Source organism: Oxalobacteraceae bacterium OTU3CINTB1, assembly GCA_024123955.1.
In the GTDB taxonomy this organism is placed as follows: domain Bacteria; phylum Pseudomonadota; class Gammaproteobacteria; order Burkholderiales; family Burkholderiaceae_D; genus Rugamonas.
In genome coordinates this window covers 1,490,033-1,509,798 of sequence record CP099652.1, presented here as the reverse complement: position 1 = coordinate 1,509,798, position 19,766 = coordinate 1,490,033, and the positions used below count along the sequence as shown (strand labels likewise).

Genomic DNA, 19,766 nt, shown 5'->3' with positions numbered 1-19,766 from the left:
CATGCCCACCACAACGCCCCTGATCTCGGTCGTGATCCCGGTCTACAAGGCCGAAAAAATCCTCGACGAACTGTACCGCCGCCTGCGCGACGCCCTCGACACCGTCAGCACCAACTTTGAAATCGTGCTGGTCGAGGACTGCGGCGGCGACCGCTCGTGGGACGTCATCGAGCGCCTGGCCGCGGCCGACCCGCGCGTGGTCGGCCTGCAGTTTTCGCGCAACTTCGGCCAGCACTACGGCATCACCGCCGGCCTCGACCAGTGCCGCGGCGACTGGGTGGTGGTCATGGACTGCGACCTGCAGGACGCGCCCGAGGAAATCCCGCGCCTGTACGCCAAGGCCCAGGAAGGCTACGACGTGGTGCTGGCGCTGCGCGGCGCGCGCCAGGACCCGCTGCTCAAGCGCTGCACGTCGTGGCTGTTCTACCGGCTGTTCAGCTACCTGGCCGACATCCGCTTCGACGGCGACAGCGGCAATTTCCGCATCATGTCGCGCCAGGTGGTGCGCAACTTCAACCGCATGCGCGAGCAGCTGCGCTTTTTCGGCGGCCACGTGCAATGGATGGGCTTTCCGACCACCGGCGTGCAGGTGCGCCACCAGGAGCGCTTCGAGGGCCAGTCGACCTACACCTTCGCCAAGCTGTGGAAGCTGGCGGCCGACACCATCCTGGCGTACTCGGACAAGCCGCTGCGCATGGCCGCGCGGCTGGGCCTGACGATGGCGGCGGTGTCGCTCGGCTTCGGCGCCTACCTGCTGGGGCGCTCGCTGCTGGAAGGCTCGGCGATTCCCGGCTGGGCCAGCCTGATCGTGTCGCTGTACTTCATCGGCGGCATCATCATCGGCATCCTGGGCGTGCTGGGCGTATACCTCGGCAAGGCCTTCGACGAAACCAAGAAGCGCCCGCTGTACATCGTGCGGCGCCTGACCCCGAACGCCGGAGCGATGCCCGATGAGCGCTGATCCGCACCGCCCGCCCGCGCCGCTGCTGCGCCCCTCGCCGTGGGACCAGGCCGCCTTCGGCTTCCCGGCCTGGGAACTGACCGACTACAGCGCCGCCGCGCTGGCGGCGGCCGACGCCACGCCCGGCCACCAGAGCATCAAGGTCGACCCGCTGGCCGACAAGGGCTTGCTGCACGCGCACGGCTTCCACTACGCCGACACGCTGCTCGAGACGCACGCCACGCGCGAGCGGCTGCGCCCGCTCAAGCCGCTCGACGGCCACAACATGTCGAGCGCCGCCAAAATCGTCCGCATCAGCCGCCAGTTCGAGCGCGACGCCGCGCTGGCGATCTGCCACGGCGCCTTCGCCCACGGCCGCTTCCACCGCGATTTCGCGCTGGCGCCGGGGCTGGCGGCGCGCCGCTACGACAACTGGCTGGGCCAGCTGATCGACGCCGGCCAGGTGTGGGGCCTGTTCGCCGAGGACGTGCTGGGCGGCTTCATCGGCACCAGCGGCAACTGCCTGGTGCTGCACGCGGTGGCGCCGGCCATGCGCGGGCGCGGCCTGGCCAAGTACTGGTGGCGCCAGGTCATCATGCAATTGTTCGACGCCGGCCACGCCGAGGTCACCAGTTCGATCTCGGCCGCCAACATGGCCGTGCTGAACCTGTACGCCACCCAGGGCTTCGGCTTCAAGCATCCGCAGGACATCTACCACCGCATCGTCAAGTGAGCCTATGAATTATCTGTATATCGCCATTACCATCGTGCTGACCGTGTTCGGCCAGATCGCCATCAAGATGCAGGTCGCGCGCGCCGGCGCGCTGCCGGCCGACAGCGCCGACAAGCTGGCGTTCCTGATCCGCCTGCTGCTCAACCCGTGGATCATCTGCGCCTTCGCCGCCGCCTTCCTGGCCTCGATCGCCTGGATGGGCGCCATGACCAAGTTCGAGCTGAGCCACGCGTACCCGTTCATGAGCCTGAATTTCGTCATCGTGCTGCTGCTCAGCGCCTGGCTGTTCCAGGAACCGTTGTCCGCCACCCGCCTGATCGGCGTGGCGCTGATCTGCGCCGGCACCATCGTCGCCGCCCGGGGCTGACCCGCCCTCCCGCTAGCCCACCAGGAGCTCCCATGCACCCGATTCCGTTCAACAAACCCTTCATGACCGGCCGCGAGCTGTGGTACATCGCCCAGGCCCACACCAACGGCCACCTGTCCGGCGACGGCCAGTTCACCAAACGCTGCCACGGCTGGATCGAGCAGGCCACCGGCACCCGGCGCGCGCTGCTGACGCACTCGTGCACGGCGGCGCTGGAAATGGCCGCGCTGCTGGCCGAGCTCGAGCCGGGCGACGAGGTGATCATGCCCTCGTACACGTTCGTATCGACCGCCAACGCCTTCGTCATGCGCGGCGCGGTGCCGGTGTTCGTCGACATCCGCGCCGACACGCTCAACATCGACGAGAGCAAGATCGAGGCGGCCATCACCCCGCGCACCAAGGTGATCTTGCCGGTGCACTACGCCGGCGTGGCCTGCGAGATGGACACCATCATGGACATCGCCCGCCGCCACAACCTTCTGGTGGTCGAGGACGCCGCGCAGGGCATCATGTCGACCTACAAGGGCCGGGCGCTGGGCACCATCGGCCACCTGGGCGCGTACTCGTTCCACGAGACCAAGAACATCATCGCCGGCGAGGGCGGCGCGCTGCTGGTGAACGACCCGGCGCTGGCCGAGCGGGCCGAGATCATCCGCGAGAAGGGTACCAACCGCGGCCAGTTCTTCCGCGGCCAGGTCGACAAGTACACCTGGGTCGACATCGGCTCGTCCTACCTGCCCGGCGAGGTCATCGCCGCCTTCCTGTGGGCCCAGATGGAGGAGGCCGACAGCATCACGCGGCGCCGCCTGGCGCTGTGGGACGCCTACCATGCGGCGCTGGCGCCGCTGGCGGCGGCCGGCCAGCTGCGCCGCCCGGTCGTGCCCGACGGCTGCGCCCACAACGCCCACATGTACTACATCCTGCTCGACTCGCTCGCGCAGCGCGGCGCCGTGATCGACAGCATGAAGGCGCAGGGCGTCAGCACGGTGTTCCACTACGTGCCGCTGCACAGCGCCCCGGCCGGGCGCCGGCTCGGCCGCGCGCACGGCGTGCTGCAGCACACCGACCAGCTGTCCGAACGGCTGCTGCGCCTGCCCCTGTGGGTGGGCCTGGAGGAGCACCAGGGACGCGTGCTGGCGGCGCTCGAGGCGGCCCTGGCCCAGCATCCGGCGCGCCGCTAGGCGCCGGCTTTTTTCATCGATCCCACCAAAGGCAGCCCGACTTGACTATTTCCCCCCTCCCCGCCGCCGCGCGCGCGGCCGCCGCACCGGCACCGGCCGGCTGGCGCGCCGCGCTGCGCTCGCCGGCCGGCCCGCTGGCGGCCGTGCTGGCCGCCGCGCTGGCGTTCGCCTACGCCTACTGGATGTTCGGCGGCCCCTTCCTGCGCGGCACCTCCAGCTTCTGGCTGCAGCAGGACGGCGACATCGCCCAGTACCTGGCCGGCTTCAACGCCTTCGTGCGCGAGCCGTGGCAGTGGCCGCTGTTGCACCTGTCGTCGATCAACTATCCGGACGGCACGCTGGCTACCTTCCTCGACACGGTGCCGCTGTACGCGCTGCTGATGAAGCTGTGGCAGCACGGCGCCGACACGCCGTTCCGCAACCCGTACGCGGCGTGGATCGGCATCTGCTACGCGCTGCAGGGCGTGGGCGCGTGGTGGATCTGCCGCGAGGCCAACCTGCGCACCTGGACCGCGCTGCTGGTGATGACGTTGCTGCTGGCGTCGTTCCCGCCGCTGGGCTACCGCATCAACCACATCAGCCTGATGTCGCAATGGCTGCTGCTGTTCGGCCTGGCCGTGTACATCCGCGGCAGCCGCCTCGGCCGCCTGGCCGCGCCGGCCTGGATCACGCTGCTGCCGTTCGCCTTCTACATCAACATCTATCTGTTCGTGATGCTCTCGCTGCTGTTCGCGGCCGACCTCAAGCGCGCGCGCCTGCGCGGCGCCGCCTGGGGCACGCTGCTGCGCGCGCCGCTGCTGGCCTACGGCGCGCTGGCGCTGACGATGTGCGTGACGATGCTGCCGCTGGGCAAAGGCTCGGGCGGCGGCGAATGGGGCTTCGGCTACTATTCGATGAACCTGCTCGGACCGTTCTCGGGCGGGCGCCTGCTGCACTTCAAGCAACCGTGGGCGCACGAGGGGCAGGCCGAGGGCTTCGCCTACCTGGGCGTGTTCATGCTGGCCATGACCGCCTACGCCTGCGTGCTGCGGCGGCGCCACGACCCGGCGTTCTGGCGCCGCCACCAGCCGCTGGCCATCACCCTCGTGCTGATGACGCTGTATGCGCTGTCGAACATCGTCTACCTGAGCAACAACGAAGTGTTGCACCTCGATTTGCCGCACTGGACGAACAAGCTGACGTCGATTATGCGCGCCTCGGCCCGCTTCTTCTGGCCGGTCGGCTACGCCCTGATGGCCTTCACCGTGATCACCGTGTACCGGCTGGCGCCGCCGCGGCGCGCCGGGCTGCTGCTGGTCGGCCTGCTGTGCCTGCAGATGTGGGACTTGCATCCTCGCCACAAGGCCAATCGCGCGATGGCGGCGACGGTGGCACCCGAGCGCCTCGGCGCGGCCGCCTGGGACGGCTTCCTCGGCGCCGGCCACCGCAGCTTGCAGGTGTATCCGCCGTTCGGCTGCGGCAAGGCGCCGGCGACGACGACCATGCTGCCGACCATGTTGTACGCGGCCAAGCGCGAGCTCAACATCTCGACCGGGTATGTCGCGCGGGTCAAGAAGCCGTGCGACAACTACGCCGCCGAGATCGCCGCGATAGCGGCCGACCCCGCGCGCGCGCCGTCGACCGCGTTCGTGTTCATGAAGGCCGACTTCCCCACCGTCGGCGAAGTGCGCGGGCTGCTCGGCGACAAGCCGGCCGCGCCGCAGTGTATCGAAGTTGATTTCGCCTGGCTATGCAAGCGGGCACCGGCAGTGACTATGGAGAGTAAACAGTGAAAAAATTAGTGTCCCTGGTGGCGCCGTTCTACAACGAGTCGGGCAACGTCGGCGAGTTCTTCCGCCGCGTCGGCGAGGTCGCCGCCGCGCTGCCGCAGTACGATTTCGAGGTCATCGCCGTCAACGACGGCAGCCGCGACAACACCTGGAACGAGCTGCTCGACGCGCATGCGACCTACCCGCGCGTGCACGTGGTCGACCTGTCGCGCAATTTCGGCAAGGAGGCCGCGCTCACCGCCGGCCTGGACCGCGCCATGGGCGACGCCGTGGTGCCGATCGACTCGGACTTGCAGCATCCGCCCGAGCTGATCGCCGACATGCTGGTGCAGTGGGAAAAAGGCGCCGAGGTGGTGCTGGCCCAGCGCACCGACCGCGTCACCGACGGTCGCTTGCAAAAACTGTCGGCCACGCAGTTCTACCGTTTCCACAACAAGATCTCGGACATCCACGTGCCGTCCAACGTCGGCGACTTCCGCCTGATGGACAAGGCGGTGGTGGCGGCGCTGCGCCAGTTGCCGGAAAACCACCGGTTCATGAAGGGGTTGTTCGCCTGGGTTGGCTTCCGCACGGTCACCATCCCGTACGAACACGGTCCGCGCGGCGCGGGCGAGTCGAGCTTCAACTTCTGGAAGCTGTGGAACCTGGCGCTCGAGGGCATCACCAGCTTCAGCACGGCGCCGCTGAAGATCTGGACCTATATCGGCCTGACCACGTCCATGTTCGCGCTGCTGTACGCGACCATCATCATCATCAAGACCATGGTGGCCGGCGTCGACGTGCCCGGCTACGCCTCGCTGATCGTCAGCAGCATGCTGATCGGCGGCATCCAGCTGATCGGCATCGGCGTGCTTGGCGAGTACATCGGCCGCATCTACCATGAGGTCAAGCGGCGTCCGGTCTACCTGGTGCGCGAGGCGCGCGGCCACGACGCGGCCCCCGCCCAGCCACAGCAGCCACAGCAGCCAAGGCAATCGGTGGCCGGGCACTGAACCCGGCGCCATGCCCAAGCAGGCAGCTTGTTTTAAGTTTTAAGGCCGCGCCGCCGGCGCGGCAATCAGGACGCCGCGGTCACGGCCGCGGCGTCACCACGCACAGCTGGTAGCCCAGGCGGCGGGCGCCGGTCATGGCCAGGTAGTCGCGGCAGCTGACGGCATCCAGCGCCAGGCCGTAGTCGGCCAAGGTGGCGCCGCCCTGCGCCAGGCGCGCGCGCATGCGTTGCGCCGCGGCGTCGCGTTCGGCCGCGTCGCGCCAGCCCTTGCGCGGCGCCGTCTCGGCCGCCAGCATCACATAGAACGGTCCCCGCCGCCGCGCCACCATGTCGGCCACCCGCGCCCGGTACGCCGCCGACTCCGGGAACGAACGCCCCAGCGAGACAAATGCCAGCCGTGGTGAAAAGAACGGCACCAGCCAGCCCATCGGCGGCTGCACGTGCACGGTGAACACCAGGTTTTGCGCGGGATCGGTCAAGGCCGGCGTCTCGACCGTGAAGGCGCGCGCGGCCCAGCGCGAATGGCTCCAGCCGCCGCCGCTGAACACCGAGCAGGCCGCCAGCACCAGGCACGCGGCGCCCCAGTTGCGCGCCGCCGCCGGCGGCAGCAGCCGCGCAAGCAGCAACCACAACGTCAGCGGCGCGAGCAGCTCGATCGGCACCAGATACCGGTAAATGCTAAACAGGTGCATCCACAGCACGTACGACAACGGCACGAACACCAGCAGCAGGCGCGCCTGCGGCGTCAGCGGTGCCATCGGCGCGGCCGGCGCACCGGCGCGGGCGCGCAGCCAGCGCAGGGCCTGCAGCAGCGCCAGCGCGGCGAAGGCGGTGTAAAGCATCGGCCACAGCAGGTGGCGCAGCGGCAGCTCGCCGACGCGGCCCGGGTGCAGCGTGTGAATGTAAGGCCAAAACCACTTTTCCAGCGCGCCGCGCGGCAGCCAGCTGGCGTCGCCGACGCCGATGGGCGCGGCCAGCGGGCCCAGGAAGCGGTCGTTAAATTGAGGAAACAGTGGATTGCCGAAGGTTTGCCACATGCGCCAGAACCAGTGGCCGGCGCTGAGCGCCAAGCCGCCCAGCACGCCGACGCCGAACAGCACGGCCGCCTGGCAGCGTTGCCGCCAGCCCGTGTCGAACGTGAGCAGCGCCAGGCACAGCGCCACCGCGTACACGGCATTGGTCAGCTTGAGGCCGGCCGCGCAGCCCATCAGCAGGCCGGCGCCGAGCGCGGCCGTTATGGCGCCGCGGCGCAGCGCTTCCCAGTGGCGCAACACGGTCAGCAGCGAGGCCAGCACCGCCAGCGCGGTGACGTTGTCGCCCATCGTGTTGCCCAGTTCGGACATGAAACCCGGCCCCAGGCAGCCGGCCAGCGCCAGCAGCACCATGCCACCATAGGGGCGCGCCGGCGCGGGCGGCAGCAGGTGGCCGGCGATGGCCATCAACAGCACGAAGTTGACGCCTTGAAGGGCACCCATCAGGAAGCCGGCCAGCGGTGCCGGCAAATACATCACCAGCTCGTAGTACAGCAAGTCCAGCGTCGGGTTGAAATAGCTCTGCCACTGAGCCGGGGCCAGGTCATAGCCGATCTTGCCGTTCAGCAGTGCGAACGGGTTATACAGGTGGTAGTTGCGCAGGTCCCAGTTGTTGTCCTGGCCATACACGAGGGACAGCAAGCCGAACAGCAAAGGCGCGAGCCAGCATGCGCGCCGCCAGCCCGCCGCCGTGTCGAGCCGGCGCCACGCGGCGGCCAGGCGGCCCGCGCGCAGGCCGCCCGCGTCATCGCTTGTTTTCATCGCTTAAAGACCAGCAATTTGGCGCTGAGGAAGTTGAGGCCCATGCCGGCCACCGAGCCGACTGCCACCGCCAGCGCCGGCGTCAGCGGCCAGGGCGGCAGCAGCAGCACGGTCGCGCTCGAGGCGGCATAGTTGACGACGCCGCCGCCCAGCATGGCCGCCAGGTAGCGCCACCATTCGCGCCAGGCGTCGTCGCCGGCGGCGAAAGTGTAGCGGCGGTTGATGCGCCAGGTGACCCAGACCGCCGCCAGGAAGGACAGCACGCGGCCGGCGTAAAAGCCGCTGCCCAGCGACAGCGCCAGGTACAGCACGGCGACGTCGGTGGCCAGGCCGGCGACGCCGGCCACGGCAAAGCGCAGCAGTTGCGCGCCGGTACCGCGACGCACGGCGTTTATTTCGGCGCGCCGCCGAGCAGGAAGGCAAGCTTCTGCTTGGGCTTGGCGACCGTGTTCCCGGGCGTGCCGGCGGGCGCCGGCGCGGCCGACTTGGCCGGCTCGTAAGGCTTGAGGAACCAGGGATCGACCTTGTCGCGCCGTCCCGCACCGTAGGAGGCGCCGCGCGGGGCGCGGTCGGTCCGTTCGCCACGGTCGGTGCCGTAACCGCCGGCGCCGGCCGCACGGCCCGACGGCACGCGCGGGCCGCCATCGCGGCTGCCGCTGTCGTCGCGGCGCGGACGGCGCTCGGCGCCGTCGCCGTGGGCGGCGTGCGACGGCGCCGGATTGAAGCCGGCCAGCTCGCCGCGGCGGATGGTTTGCTTGATCAGTTTTTCGATGTCGGCCAGCAGGCGCTCGTCCTTGTCCGAGTAGATCGACAGGGCGTCGCCGGAGGCGCCGGCGCGGCCGGTGCGGCCGATGCGGTGCACGTAATCCTCGGCGTTGTACGGCAGGTCGTAGTTGATCACGCACGGCAGGTCGGTGATGTCGAGGCCGCGCGCGGCGACGTCGGTGGCCACCAGGATGTCGATCTCGCCCTTCTTGAACGACTCGAGCGCGGCCATGCGTTCCTGCTGCGTCTTGTCGCCGTGGATGGCGACCGCGCTCATGCCCTCCTGCTCGAGCCCCTTGGCCAGGCGCGAGGCGCCGATCTTGGTGTTGGAGAAGATGATCACCTGCTTCAAGTCGCGCTGGCGCAGCAAGTGCGCGGTCAGCGCGTGCTTCTGGTTTTCCGGCACCTTGTAGACCACTTGCGTGACCTTGTCGGCGGTCTGGTTGCTGCGCGCCACCTCGATCGTGACCGGGTCGGTCAGGAAGGTGTTGGCCAGCTTTTTAATTTCCGGCGAGAACGTGGCCGAGAACATCAGGTTCTGGCGCTGCTTCGGCAGCAGGTTGATGATGCGCTGCAGGTCCGGCAGGAAGCCCATGTCGAGCATGCGGTCGGCTTCGTCCATGACCAGCATCTGCACCTGGCCGAGGCTGATGTTCTTTTGTTCGATATGGTCGAGCAGGCGGCCCGGCGTGGCGATGACGATCTCGACGCCGGCCTTGAGTATGACGGTCTGGCCCTTCATGTCCATGCCGCCGAACACCACGGTCGAGCGCAGCGGCGTGTGCTGGGCGTAGGCCTTGACGTTCTCGGCCACCTGCACCGCCAGTTCGCGGGTCGGCGTCAGGATCAGCGCGCGCACCGGATGGCGCGCCGGCGAGGTGCTGGTGCTGGCGTGGGCCAGCAGCATCTGGATGATCGGCAGCGCGAAGCCGGCGGTCTTGCCGGTGCCGGTCTGGGCCGCGCCCATGACGTCGCGCCCCTTGAGCAGCACGGGAATGGCTTCGGCCTGGATCGGCGTCGGGTGCACATAGCCCTGGTCGTTGAGCGCGCGCAGGATGTCCGGCGACAGGCCGAAATCGGCGAACCGGACTTGTTGCGCTTCCGGCGCCGGCGGGGCTTCCTGCGGTGCCGATGCTGCGGCGGGTGGCGCTGGCTGTGGCGTCACTGGCGCTTCTGGCGTGGCGGCGGCTTGGGCGGCGGCCGGTTCGATGGCGGACGGGGTGGTGATCTCGGTTTCGGACATAGTGTATGCGGCGGTCCTGCGGCGGACAGCCAAGCTTTCTTCAATTAACGACAAATTCTGCGCTGCCCGCCCCGGCGGCGCGCCCCACAACGGAGGCGGAACCGGGGAAGTGCGAAAAGGATGATGCGGTGGCAGCGCTATGGCAGCAAATACAACGAGCAGGAGACAATAAGCGCCGTAAACTATACCCTAAATAAGGCCAATACGCTAAAAGTGCCGGCTTTTATATCGAAACCATTGCATCATTGGCATGTATAATAGGGTTTCTATACAGAATTTATCTTAACCGGGCTTAACATCGCCCGCTGACGTGCACCCCGTTACGCCATCGGATACTCCACCATGTTTGTGCTATCACCGGCCTTACGCCGCGGCCATCGCCTCTTGCTGTCCATTTCGCCCGCCCTGCTGGCCACGCTGCTGACCGCGCTGCCGACCGCGCTGTTGGCCATGTCGCCGGCCGCGCAGGCGGCCCCGGCGGCCCCGGCCCAATCGGCGCCGGCGCCGTCGCTGCGCTTCAAGAAACTGGGCCCGCTGGGCGGCGACGAGCCGTCGATGCTGTCGATGATGCAGGACCGCAAAGGCTACGTCTGGGTCGGCACCCACACCAACGGCCTGTACCGCTACAACGGCTACCAGGCCGTCAAGTACACCAACATCCCCACCGACCCGAGCAGCCTGCCCCACGACCGCGTCTCGGCCATCTACGAGGACAAGCAGGGCCGCATCTGGGCCGGCACCCAGGCCGGGCTGGCCCGCTTCAACCCGGAGAGCAACAACTTCACCGTGGTGGCCCCGCCCAAGGCGCCGAAGAACCACCGCATCGTCAAGAACATCATTTCCGACGGCAAGGACGGCATGTGGATCGGCAGCTGGGGCGGGCTGCAGCACTTCAACCCCAACACCGGCAAGTTCACCGTCTACGCCCACGACGACAACGACCCCGACAGCCTGGCCAGCAACGACCTCAACGCGCTGGCGCTGGACGACAAGGGCGGCGTGTGGATCGGCACCTGGCCCGGCGGCCTGGACTACCTGGCGCCCGGCGGCAAGGTGTTCCGCCACCACCAGGTCGATCCGGCGCCGGTGCCCGACGCCCGCGTCAACATCGTGCGTGCGCTGCAGTTCGACCGCTCCGGCGCGCTGTGGATCGGCACCGAGTCGGGCGTGATCCGCTGGGACGGCAAGAGCGACTGGAACACGCGCAAGGCGATCGATTCGCCGTACAGCCGCATCACCAATTTCGACGTCGACGACAAGGGCGTGCTGTGGTGCACCACCCTGTCGGCCGGGCTGCTGCGCTGGAACGAGGCCGGTGGCAAGTTCGACCAGTTCGTGCACGCGGCCGACGATCCGTACAGCCTGCCGGGCGACAACCTGCGCGCGGTGATGCAGGACCGCGGCGGCATGCTGTGGATCGCCTCGTTCACCGACGGCATCGCGCTGGCCAACCTGTCGAGCGAGGGCTTCACGCGCCACGTGCCGTTCCGCATCGACCGCCGCTCGGCGCCGGCCAGCAACGCCCTGCTGAGCCTGGCGCGGGCGCCGGACGGGCGCCTGTGGATGGGCGGCAACGTCGGCATGAGCTTGTACGATCCGGCCAGCAGCACCGTCGTCAAGAGCTACCACGCCGACGACAAGACGCCGGGCAAGCTGTCGCATTCCATCGTCTACAGCATGTTCCAGGACACGCGCACCGACAAGGACGGCAAAAAGCCGCTGTGGCTGGGCACCTCGAACGGCCTGAACCGCCTCGACACGCCCGACAGCCCGTTCCAGGCCATCCACTTCGGCAACACCGCCAGCGATTACATCAACGCCATCGCGCCGGCCAGCGGCGGCGCGCTGTGGCTGGCCACCGGCAACAGCCTGATCCGCTACGACCCGAAGACCGACGCCCGCAAGATTTATTACAACGATCCGCAAAACATCAGCAGCCGCAGCGTCAACGGCACCTCGGCGGTGCTGGAGGACGGCAGCGGGCGCGTGTGGGCCGGCTCCGAATGGAACGGCGGCGGGCTCGACCTGCTCGACCAGGCCAGCGGCAAGTTCACCCACTTCCGCCACGCCAACGACGACACCGCCAGCCTGTCCGACGACAACATCGTCAGCCTGCACGAGGACGCCAAGGGACGGATCTGGGTCGGCACCAGCAAGGGCCTGAACCTGATGCAGACCCGGCCGGACGGCAAGATCGGCTTCAAATCGTACGCGTCGGCGATGCGCGCGCACAAGATCCTGGCCATCGAACACGACCTGGAAGGCAATATCTGGTGCAGCACCATCGCCGGCCTGTACCGCCTCGACCCGGAGACGGGCAAGGTCAGCCACTACACCTCGTCTGACGGCCTGACCGAGGGCTTCACCGTCAACTCGTCGGCCACCTCGGCCGACGGCGTGCTGTACTTCGGCGGCGTGCACGGCATGACCGCCGTGACGCCGGCCAACGTGCGCACCCGCTCGGTGCCGCCGCAGGTGGCCATCACCGACATCACCGTCTTCAACCACTCGCTGCAGAACGGCCAGCCGCGCGCCGACGTCAAGGCCGAGGGGCCGGTGACGGCGCCGACCGCGCTGACCCTGTCGTCGCAGGCATCGGTGTTCTCGCTCGAGTTCGCGGCGCTGCACTACACCGAGCCGTCCGAGAACCGCTACGCCTACCAGCTGCAGGGCTTCGACCGCGAATGGGTGCACACCGACGCCTCGCACCGCAGCGCCAGCTACACCAACCTCAATCCGGGCCACTACCTGTTCCGGGTCAAGGCCGCCAACCACCTGGGCGTGTGGAACGAGGAGCCGGCCACGTTGAAGATCACCATCACGCCGCCGTTCTGGCAGCGCTGGTGGTTCCGCCTGGGCATGGCGCTGCTGATCGTCGGCTCGCTGGTGCTGGCCTACAAGATCCGCATCCACCGCCTGACCCGGCACCAGCTGGAGCTGGAGGCGCTGGTGGCCGCCCGCACCGGCGAGCTGGAGGAATCGAACCGCAAGCTCGCCGCGCTCAGCACCACCGACGGCCTGACCGGCGTGAGCAACCGCCGCGGCTTCGACCTGGCGCTCGAGGCCGAATGGCGGCGCGCCGCCCGCACCGGCCAGACCCTGGCGCTGTCGATGCTCGACGTCGACTACTTCAAGAAATACAACGACCACTATGGCCACCAGGCCGGCGACGCCGCGCTGCGCAGCGTCGCCGAGCTGATCACCTCGCACGGACGGCGCACCACCGACATCGTGGCGCGCTACGGCGGCGAGGAGTTCGCGCTGCTGGCGGCCGCCACCGACGCCACCGACGCCTTCGGCGCGGCCGAGGAGATTTGCGCGCAACTGGTGCTGGCGCGGATGCCGCACGAGCAGTCGCCGTTCGGCATCCTGACCATCAGCGTCGGCGTGGCCGTGATCGTGCCGACCGAGGACACCTCGCCCGAGGTGCTGGTGGAGATGGCCGACCGGGCGCTGTACCGCGCCAAGGAAAAGGGCCGCAACATGGCGCTGCTGGCGATGCCGCCGCTGTGATGGAGGGCAAGGCGATGAAGGCCGACGATCCCGAGCCGGTGGCGCCGCAGCCGCCGGACCCGCGCGACTGCTGCCATAGCGGGTGCACCTGGTGCGTCGACGATATGTACCAGGAGGAGTTGGAGAAATATCGCGCGGCGCACGAGGCGTGGCTGGCGCGCAAAAACAGCCACGGAGGCACGTAGGGCGGATTACGCTGCGCTAATCCGCCCTACGTGGAACTGTGGTTTAGAAGGTTTCCCATTCGTCGCCATTGGCGACCTGCTTGACCGGCTTGGCCGCCTTTTTCGGCGCCGCCGCCACCAGCGGCTTGCGCGCCACGCCCGCCCGCGCCACCGGCGCCGCCATCGCGGCCGTCCCGCCCAGCTTGAAGATGCTCACCACCTCGCTCAAGCGCGCCGCCTGCTCCTGCATCGACTCGGCCGCCGCCGCGGCCTGCTCCACCAGCGCCGCATTCTGCTGCGTCACCTGGTCCATCTGCGTGATGGCCACGTTGACCTGCTCGATGCCGTCGCTCTGCTCGGCGCTGGCCGAGGTGATCTCGCTCATGATATCGGTCACCCGCGTGATGCTGGAGACGATCTCGTTCATCGTCGTGCCGGCCTGGTCGACCAGTTGCGAACCGGCCTCGACCTTTTCCACCGAATCGTTGATCAACAACTTGATGTCCTTGGCCGCCGCCGCCGAGCGCTGCGCCAGGTTGCGCACCTCGCTGGCGACGACGGCGAAGCCCCGGCCCTGCTCGCCGGCGCGCGCCGCTTCCACGGCGGCGTTGAGCGCCAGGATGTTGGTCTGGAAGGCGATGCCGTCGATCACGGAAATGATGTCGACGATCTTGCGCGACGATTCGTTGATCGACGACATGGTGCCGACCACCTGCCCCACCACGTCGCCGCCCTTGATGGCAATGCCGGAGGCCGACTGCGCCAGCTGGTTGGCCTGGCGCGCGTTGTCGGCGTTCTGCTTGACGGTGCTGGTCAATTCCTCCATCGACGACGCCGTCTCCTCCAGGCTCGACGCCTGTTGCTCGGTGCGCGACGATAAATCCTGGTTGCCGGCGGCGATCTCGGCCGACGCGGTGGCGATGGTGTCGGTGCCACTGCGCACCTGGCTGACCAGGCGCTGCAGATTATTGGTCATGTCCCGCAAGGCGCCCATCAGTTGCCCCGTTTCGCAGGCGCTTTCCACGTCGATGGCGCGGGTCAGGTCGCCGCCGGCGACGGCGGTCGCCACCGACACGGCTTGCCGCAGCGGCGCCGAGACGACGCGGGCGATCCACAGCGCCAGCGCAATGCCGACGCCGATGTTAACCACCAACAAAATGATCGAGGTCAGGCGCGCGTTTTCGTAGGTGACGGTGGCGGCGTCGCTGGCCGCGTCGCCGCCGTCAATGTTCAGTTTGACGAGCTTGCCGGTGGCGTCGGTCACCGCGCTCAGCTTGGCGGCGGACGTGCCGCGCGACAAGGACAGCGCCTCTTCCTTGCGTCCGGCGGCGGACAATTCCATCATCTTGCCATGGTCGCCAAGGAAAGCGGCCCAGGCCTTGTCGAACTCGGTCACAATGGCTTGTTCGTCGGGACTGCTGATCAGTTTTTCATAGGCTTCGCGGTGCGTCTTCAGCGTCGCCAGCGTTTCCTCGAAGCGCTTGTCGTAGGTGGCGTAGCGCGCCGTTTCCGTGTTGAGCAGATGCGCCAGTTCCCACCGGCGGAACTCGCCGACGTCGGCGCGCAATTCCATCGCCATGCGCACGCTGGGCATCCAGTTCTCCGCCATGTCGCTCGAGGCTTGGTTAACCCTTGACGTCGACACCATCGCGGCCAGGCCCATCACCAATGTCAGCAGCAGCACGGCACCAAACGAGACGATTAATTTGGTAGCGATTTTCAGGTCATAAAACCATTTCACGGCGCACTCCTCAATAGCTGAACGGACAGAACAGTATGAGGCGGCGCACACGGCGCTGCCAGCGCCACGCTTGTAGTTGTATCCCATAAGCGACGAAAGCGTTCCAGTCTCTAAACCTTGCGCGATACGCAAAATTTATCGATTGGAACGCCTTGTTGCCGCCGCAGCGGAAGCCTATGGTCTTAGCTTACAGCTTGCCGTTCAGGGTGACGAAGATCTGACGCGGCGCGCCGGTCAGCAAGGTCTGCGCGGTGCCGTTCGGATCGCGGGCCTGGAAGCCGTTGGTGCCGATCGTGCTGATGTATTCCTTGTCGAGCAGGTTGGTCACGTTCACTTGCAGCGACAGTTCCTTGAGCATGCCGAGCGACTTCATCTTGTAGCCGGCCGACAGGTTGGCCAGCCAGAACGACGGCACGCCGTTGTCGTTCATGTAGGTGTAGTAGCGCTTGCCGGTGAGCTTGCCGCCGAGGCGGGCGAACCAGCTGCCGGTCTCGTACGACGCTTCGGTGCTGAACAGGTTGCGCGGCGCGTTGACCACGGTCTTGCCGCTGACCGGCACCAGGGTGCTGCCATCCATGTAGTCCGACTTGTACTTCGAATCGTTGAAGGTGTAGGAGTTGAACCAGCTGATTTCGCGGTTCAGTTTCCACACGGCGATCGCTTCCACGCCCTTGGTGTCGACCTTGCCGACGTTGACGAAGGTCGACGGGCAACCGACGATGCCGGCGCAGGTGGCCACGCTCAGCTGGCGATCGTCGAAGCGGGCGTTGTAGACGGCCAGCGAACCCTGGATGTCGGCGCGTTTGAAGCGGTAGCCGAGGTCGACGTTGGTAGAGGTTTCCGGCTTCAGGTTGGCGACGCCGGCGTTGTAGGCGTCTTGCGTTTGCGAGAACGGACCGCTCACGCCGGGCTGGTGCGCGCGCATGTTTTTCGAGGCCGAGGCGAACACCTCGTCGTCGGCGCTGAGGGCGTAGTTGACGCCGGCCTGCGGCAGGAAGTTCTTCTCGGCAGACAGCTTGCCGGCGGCGCGGGTGCCGACGATGTTGCGGGCGGCGATGTCCACGCTCATGCTCTTGAAGCCGGCGTTGATCTTGAGTTTGCCGTCCATCAGGCTCAGGCTGTCCTGCACGTAGTACTGGGCGGTGGTGGTGATGAAGTTCTGCGCCCAGTCGGTGCGGAACGGGTTGCGCAGGTAGACCATCGTGTCGGCCGGGCCGGTGACGGCGTAGTAGTTGCGGCTGCCGGTGTGGTCGTTGCGCTCGCCCCAGGCGCCGGCGGTGATGGTGTGGTTGCCCAGGTCCCAGGTCAGGTCGGTCGTCACGCCGTGGCGCTTGATTTCATACTCGGTGGTGCGCAGCGAGATCGGGTTGGCGGCGTTGGTGGCGACGTACGGCGTGTACCAGTGGCCCTGGCCTTCGTTCTCGTGGTTGTAGAGCGTGGTCTTCAGCTGGAAGGCCGGCGTGAAGTTCAGGTCCAGGGTCAGGCCGCCCAGGGTGTCCTTGCGCAGGCCGCCGGCCGAATAGTAGGCGTCGTCGAGGCTGTTGACGCCGCCGCTGAACTGGCCCTTGGCGGCGTTGACGGCGCGCTGCCAGTCCGGCTGGTAGTTGTCCCACTCGTAGCCGAGGCGGTTGATCATTTCCTTCGACATGTCCTGGTAGTCGACTTCCTTGCGGTCCGAATGGTTCAGGAAGCCGGTCAGGCTGTTGTCGCCGAAGTTGAACACGAAGCGCGAGTTGATCTGGTCCTGGTCCTGGGCGCCCTCGCCCTTGGTCTTGTCGGTGCGCTGGCGGGTGCCGCTGATGAAGGCCTTGACGGCGCCGTTGATCAGGCCGGTATCGACGCGCACGAAGGTGCGCGAGGTCGAATCGCTGCCCAGGGTTTGCGAGGCGGTCAGGCCGAATTCGTCGGTCGGCGCCAGGGTGAAGAACTGCACCGTGCCGCCCAGGTTACTGGTGGAGGCGGTGCCCAGCGAACCGGCGCCCTGCGACACTTGCACGCTGCCGATGTTTTCCGACGAGATGGCGCGGCTGATGTGCAGGCCGTTGTTGTTACCGTAGCTCATGTCGCCCAGCGGCACACCGTCCAGGGTGAAGCCCAGCTGGCTCTGGTTGAAGCCGCGGATGCTGAACGAGGTCGACCACTCGTAGGCGCCGAACGGGTCGGCGGACTGGAAGTTCACGCCCGGCAGCTTGTCGAGCACCTTCAACGGGCTGGTGCCCGGCAGCGCCTCGGCCAGATCGGCCTTGTTGATGTTCTGCACCTGGCGCGACTGGCCGCGGCCGGTGATTTCCACCGACTGCATCGGACCGGCCAGGGCGCCGGCCGCGGCGGCGCTATCGGCGCTGTCGGCGGCGTCGGCCGTGTCGGCGGCATAGGCGTGGAAGGCCAGTGCTTGCAGGACCACCAGGCACAAAGGTTTCAGAGGGAAGCGCTGTTGCATGAGTGTTCTTCTTTCTTGCGGGTTAGTGGAATGATCAACTCGCAAGATTGTAGGAACAGCATGTGACGTTACGATGACCGCGACATGACATCTGAATGACATGACAACAATTTGCAAAGGGAATCGGCTAAGCCGCCATTTTGATGCGGCCCCGGCCTTGCCATGTTGCGGCTAATCACGGGCCGGATCGTTGCCGTTCGCCGGCAAAGCGCAGCAAGTCGTCCGGCGCGATCGGCCGCGAGAAATGGTAGCCCTGCAGGTAGTGGCAGCCCATCTTTTCCAGGATCGCCGCCTGGCCGGCGGTCTCGACGCCCTCCGCCACCAGTTGCAGCCCCAGGCTGTGTCCCATGGCGATGATGGCGTTCACCAGGCTGTTGCTGCGCTCGCTGTGCTCGATATCCATGACAAAGGCGCGGTCGATCTTCAAGGTGTTCAGCTGGAAGCGGGTCAGGTAGCTGAGCGAGGAATAGCCGGTGCCGAAGTCGTCGAGCGAAATACTCACGCCAAGGGTGCGCAAGCGCCCCAGCACCGCGCGCACCTGGCCGCCGTCGTCGATCAGCACGCGCTCGGTCAATTCCAGCTCCAGCCGGTGGCCGTCGAGGCCGTTGCTGGCGAGCGCCTGCTCCACCAGCGTCACAAAGGCCGGGTCCGCCAATTGCCAGGCCGAGACGTTGATGCTGATCGTCAAACCGTCCAGCGGGCCGCCGCGCCATCGCGCCATCTGGCGGCAGGCCTCGTTGAGCACCCAGGTGCCGATGGCGACGATCATGCCGCTGTCCTCGGCGACCGGGATGAAGCGGTCCGGCGGCATCCACCCCAGCTCGGCGCTATGCCAGCGCAGCAGCGCCTCCACCTTGGTCAGCCTGCCAGTGCGGGCGTCGACGATGGCCTGGTACAGCAGATTGAATTCGCCGGCCTCGATGGCGCCGCGCAAGGCGCCGTCGATCACCAGCGCATCCTTGGCGGCGGCGTTCATGGCGTCGTTGAAAAACCGCAGCTCGCCCCGCCCGGCTTTCTTGGCCTCGTACATGGCGATGTCGGCGTTGCGTATCAGCATATCGCTATCGCTTCCGTGCAATGGATAGCAGGCGACGCCGACGCTGGCCGACACGGCGATCGCATGGTGGGACAGGTCGAAACGGCTGGCCATGGCGCCGATGACGCGCTCGGCGCACCGGGCGGCCATTTCCGTCGCCGTGCCCGGCGCCAGATCGGGAATGACGATGATGAACTCGTCGCCGCCGAAACGGGCCAGCAAGTCGTCCGGGCGCAGCACGCCATATAAACGGTGGGCGGTCTGGCGCAGCAGTTCGTCGCCGATGGCGTGGCCGAAGGAATCGTTGATCCGCTTGAACTTGTCCAGGTCGAGGAACAGCACCGCGCATTCCCGCCCCGCCACCGACGCGTCCGCGACCTCCTGCGCCAGCGCGGCCGACAGCGCGTGGCGGTTGAAAAAGCCGGTCACCGGATCGATGCGGGCGGCCTGGTACAACATGTCGTCCTTTTTCTTGCGCTCGCTGATGTCGAGCAGCTGGACCAGGCAATACAGGCGGCCGCGCTCGATGTATGGCGACCCCATCATCTCGACCGGCAGGCGGGTGCCATTGTTTAATCTAAACGTTGCCGTTTCGGTCACGGGATACTTGACGTCCTTGGCATCGAAGCGGCGAAAATACTCGTCGGCCATCTGCTCGGTCAGGTCGGGCAGCAACTGGCACACGTGCTTGCCGATCAGGTCGGAGGCACGGTCGAAGCCCAGCAAGCGGGCGCAGCGTTCGTTGGCGACATGGACGTAGCCGCGCCGGTCCCGTATCAAAAAGCCATGACTCAGACTGTCGATGGTGCGCACGTAGCGTTGCTGGATTTCGTCCTGCACCGCATAGATCAGGCCGAGCATGGACAGCGTCTTGAGAATGGAGGTGCCGGCAAACCAGAGCAGATACAGTTCCGGTCCCAGGGTAATGGAGGAGACGACGTTGAATATTCCGCGCGCGACCAGGGTATATCCCAGCCAGCGGTAACGATATTGCGCCTGGATTAAGCGCGCGCCCATCCACAGCATCACCAAGCCGCTGATCGATGCGGTGGCGGGCACCACTATGTCATAAAACGCATTCCACAGCAGA

14 protein-coding genes are annotated in these 19,766 nt (G+C 67.2%); 8 read left to right on the top strand and 6 right to left on the bottom strand.

Annotation, left to right across the window (positions count from 1 at the left end):
* Position 1: 1 nt before the first annotated feature.
* The 6 genes from NHH73_06520 to NHH73_06495 are packed head-to-tail and all read left to right on the top strand — an operon-like array spanning position 2 to position 5,982.
* Complete coding sequence (locus NHH73_06520; protein USX27934.1) at positions 2-961, top strand: glycosyltransferase family 2 protein; 960 nt, start codon at positions 2-4, stop codon at positions 959-961.
* Positions 951-1,673: a GNAT family N-acetyltransferase gene (locus tag NHH73_06515; protein USX27933.1), complete on the top strand. Its 723-nt coding sequence runs from the start codon at positions 951-953 to the stop codon at positions 1,671-1,673. Before NHH73_06520 ends, NHH73_06515 begins: the two co-directional genes overlap by 11 nt.
* 4 nt (positions 1,674-1,677) lie before the next feature.
* A complete protein-coding gene (locus NHH73_06510; GenBank protein ID USX27932.1) occupies positions 1,678-2,040 on the top strand; it encodes an EamA family transporter in 363 nt (120 codons plus the stop codon).
* A 32-nt stretch (positions 2,041-2,072) separates the two neighbouring features.
* The gene (rffA, locus tag NHH73_06505; protein ID USX27931.1) at positions 2,073-3,221 is read left to right on the top strand and encodes a dTDP-4-amino-4,6-dideoxygalactose transaminase; all 1,149 of its coding nucleotides are present in this window, start codon (positions 2,073-2,075) and stop codon (positions 3,219-3,221) included.
* A gap of 41 nt (positions 3,222-3,262) precedes the next feature.
* The gene (locus tag NHH73_06500) at positions 3,263-4,993 is read left to right on the top strand and encodes a DUF6311 domain-containing protein (GenBank protein ID USX27930.1); all 1,731 of its coding nucleotides are present in this window, start codon (positions 3,263-3,265) and stop codon (positions 4,991-4,993) included.
* On the top strand, positions 4,990-5,982 hold the full coding sequence (locus tag NHH73_06495) for a glycosyltransferase family 2 protein (GenBank protein ID USX27929.1): 993 nt from the start codon (positions 4,990-4,992) through the stop codon (positions 5,980-5,982). The genes NHH73_06500 and NHH73_06495 overlap by 4 nt, the downstream gene beginning before the upstream one ends.
* A gap of 79 nt (positions 5,983-6,061) precedes the next feature.
* Here NHH73_06495 and NHH73_06490 read toward each other — a convergent pair whose 3' ends face one another.
* From NHH73_06490 to NHH73_06480, 3 genes are read right to left on the bottom strand one after another with little or no spacing between them, the layout of a single operon-like run.
* The gene (locus NHH73_06490; GenBank protein USX27928.1) at positions 6,062-7,774 is read right to left on the bottom strand and encodes a hypothetical protein; all 1,713 of its coding nucleotides are present in this window, start codon (positions 7,772-7,774) and stop codon (positions 6,062-6,064) included.
* Positions 7,771-8,160, bottom strand: coding sequence for a GtrA family protein (locus tag NHH73_06485; protein ID USX27927.1), 390 nt, complete (start codon positions 8,158-8,160; stop codon positions 7,771-7,773). Before NHH73_06485 ends, NHH73_06490 begins: the two co-directional genes overlap by 4 nt.
* A 5-nt stretch (positions 8,161-8,165) precedes the next feature.
* The gene (locus tag NHH73_06480) at positions 8,166-9,782 is read right to left on the bottom strand and encodes a DEAD/DEAH box helicase (protein USX27926.1); all 1,617 of its coding nucleotides are present in this window, start codon (positions 9,780-9,782) and stop codon (positions 8,166-8,168) included.
* Between the two features lie 342 nt (positions 9,783-10,124).
* Here NHH73_06480 and NHH73_06475 point away from each other — a divergent pair, with 342 nt between their 5' ends.
* Both NHH73_06475 and NHH73_06470 read left to right on the top strand, forming a co-directional pair.
* Complete coding sequence (locus NHH73_06475; protein USX27925.1) at positions 10,125-13,295, top strand: diguanylate cyclase; 3,171 nt, start codon at positions 10,125-10,127, stop codon at positions 13,293-13,295.
* Positions 13,295-13,480, top strand: coding sequence for an oxidoreductase-like domain-containing protein (locus tag NHH73_06470; protein USX29572.1), 186 nt, complete (start codon positions 13,295-13,297; stop codon positions 13,478-13,480). The genes NHH73_06475 and NHH73_06470 overlap by 1 nt, the downstream gene beginning before the upstream one ends.
* Positions 13,481-13,523: 43 nt before the next feature.
* Here the strand turns inward: NHH73_06470 and NHH73_06465 are convergent, their stop codons facing one another.
* From NHH73_06465 to NHH73_06455, 3 genes are all read right to left on the bottom strand, one after another.
* The gene (locus NHH73_06465) at positions 13,524-15,200 is read right to left on the bottom strand and encodes a methyl-accepting chemotaxis protein (GenBank protein ID USX27924.1); all 1,677 of its coding nucleotides are present in this window, start codon (positions 15,198-15,200) and stop codon (positions 13,524-13,526) included.
* Between the two features lie 187 nt (positions 15,201-15,387).
* Positions 15,388-17,640: a TonB-dependent receptor gene (locus NHH73_06460; protein ID USX27923.1), complete on the bottom strand. Its 2,253-nt coding sequence runs from the start codon at positions 17,638-17,640 to the stop codon at positions 15,388-15,390.
* Positions 17,641-17,815: 175 nt separating this feature from the next.
* The gene (locus NHH73_06455) at positions 17,816-19,735 is read right to left on the bottom strand and encodes an EAL domain-containing protein (protein USX27922.1); all 1,920 of its coding nucleotides are present in this window, start codon (positions 19,733-19,735) and stop codon (positions 17,816-17,818) included.
* Positions 19,736-19,766: the final 31 nt, after the last annotated feature.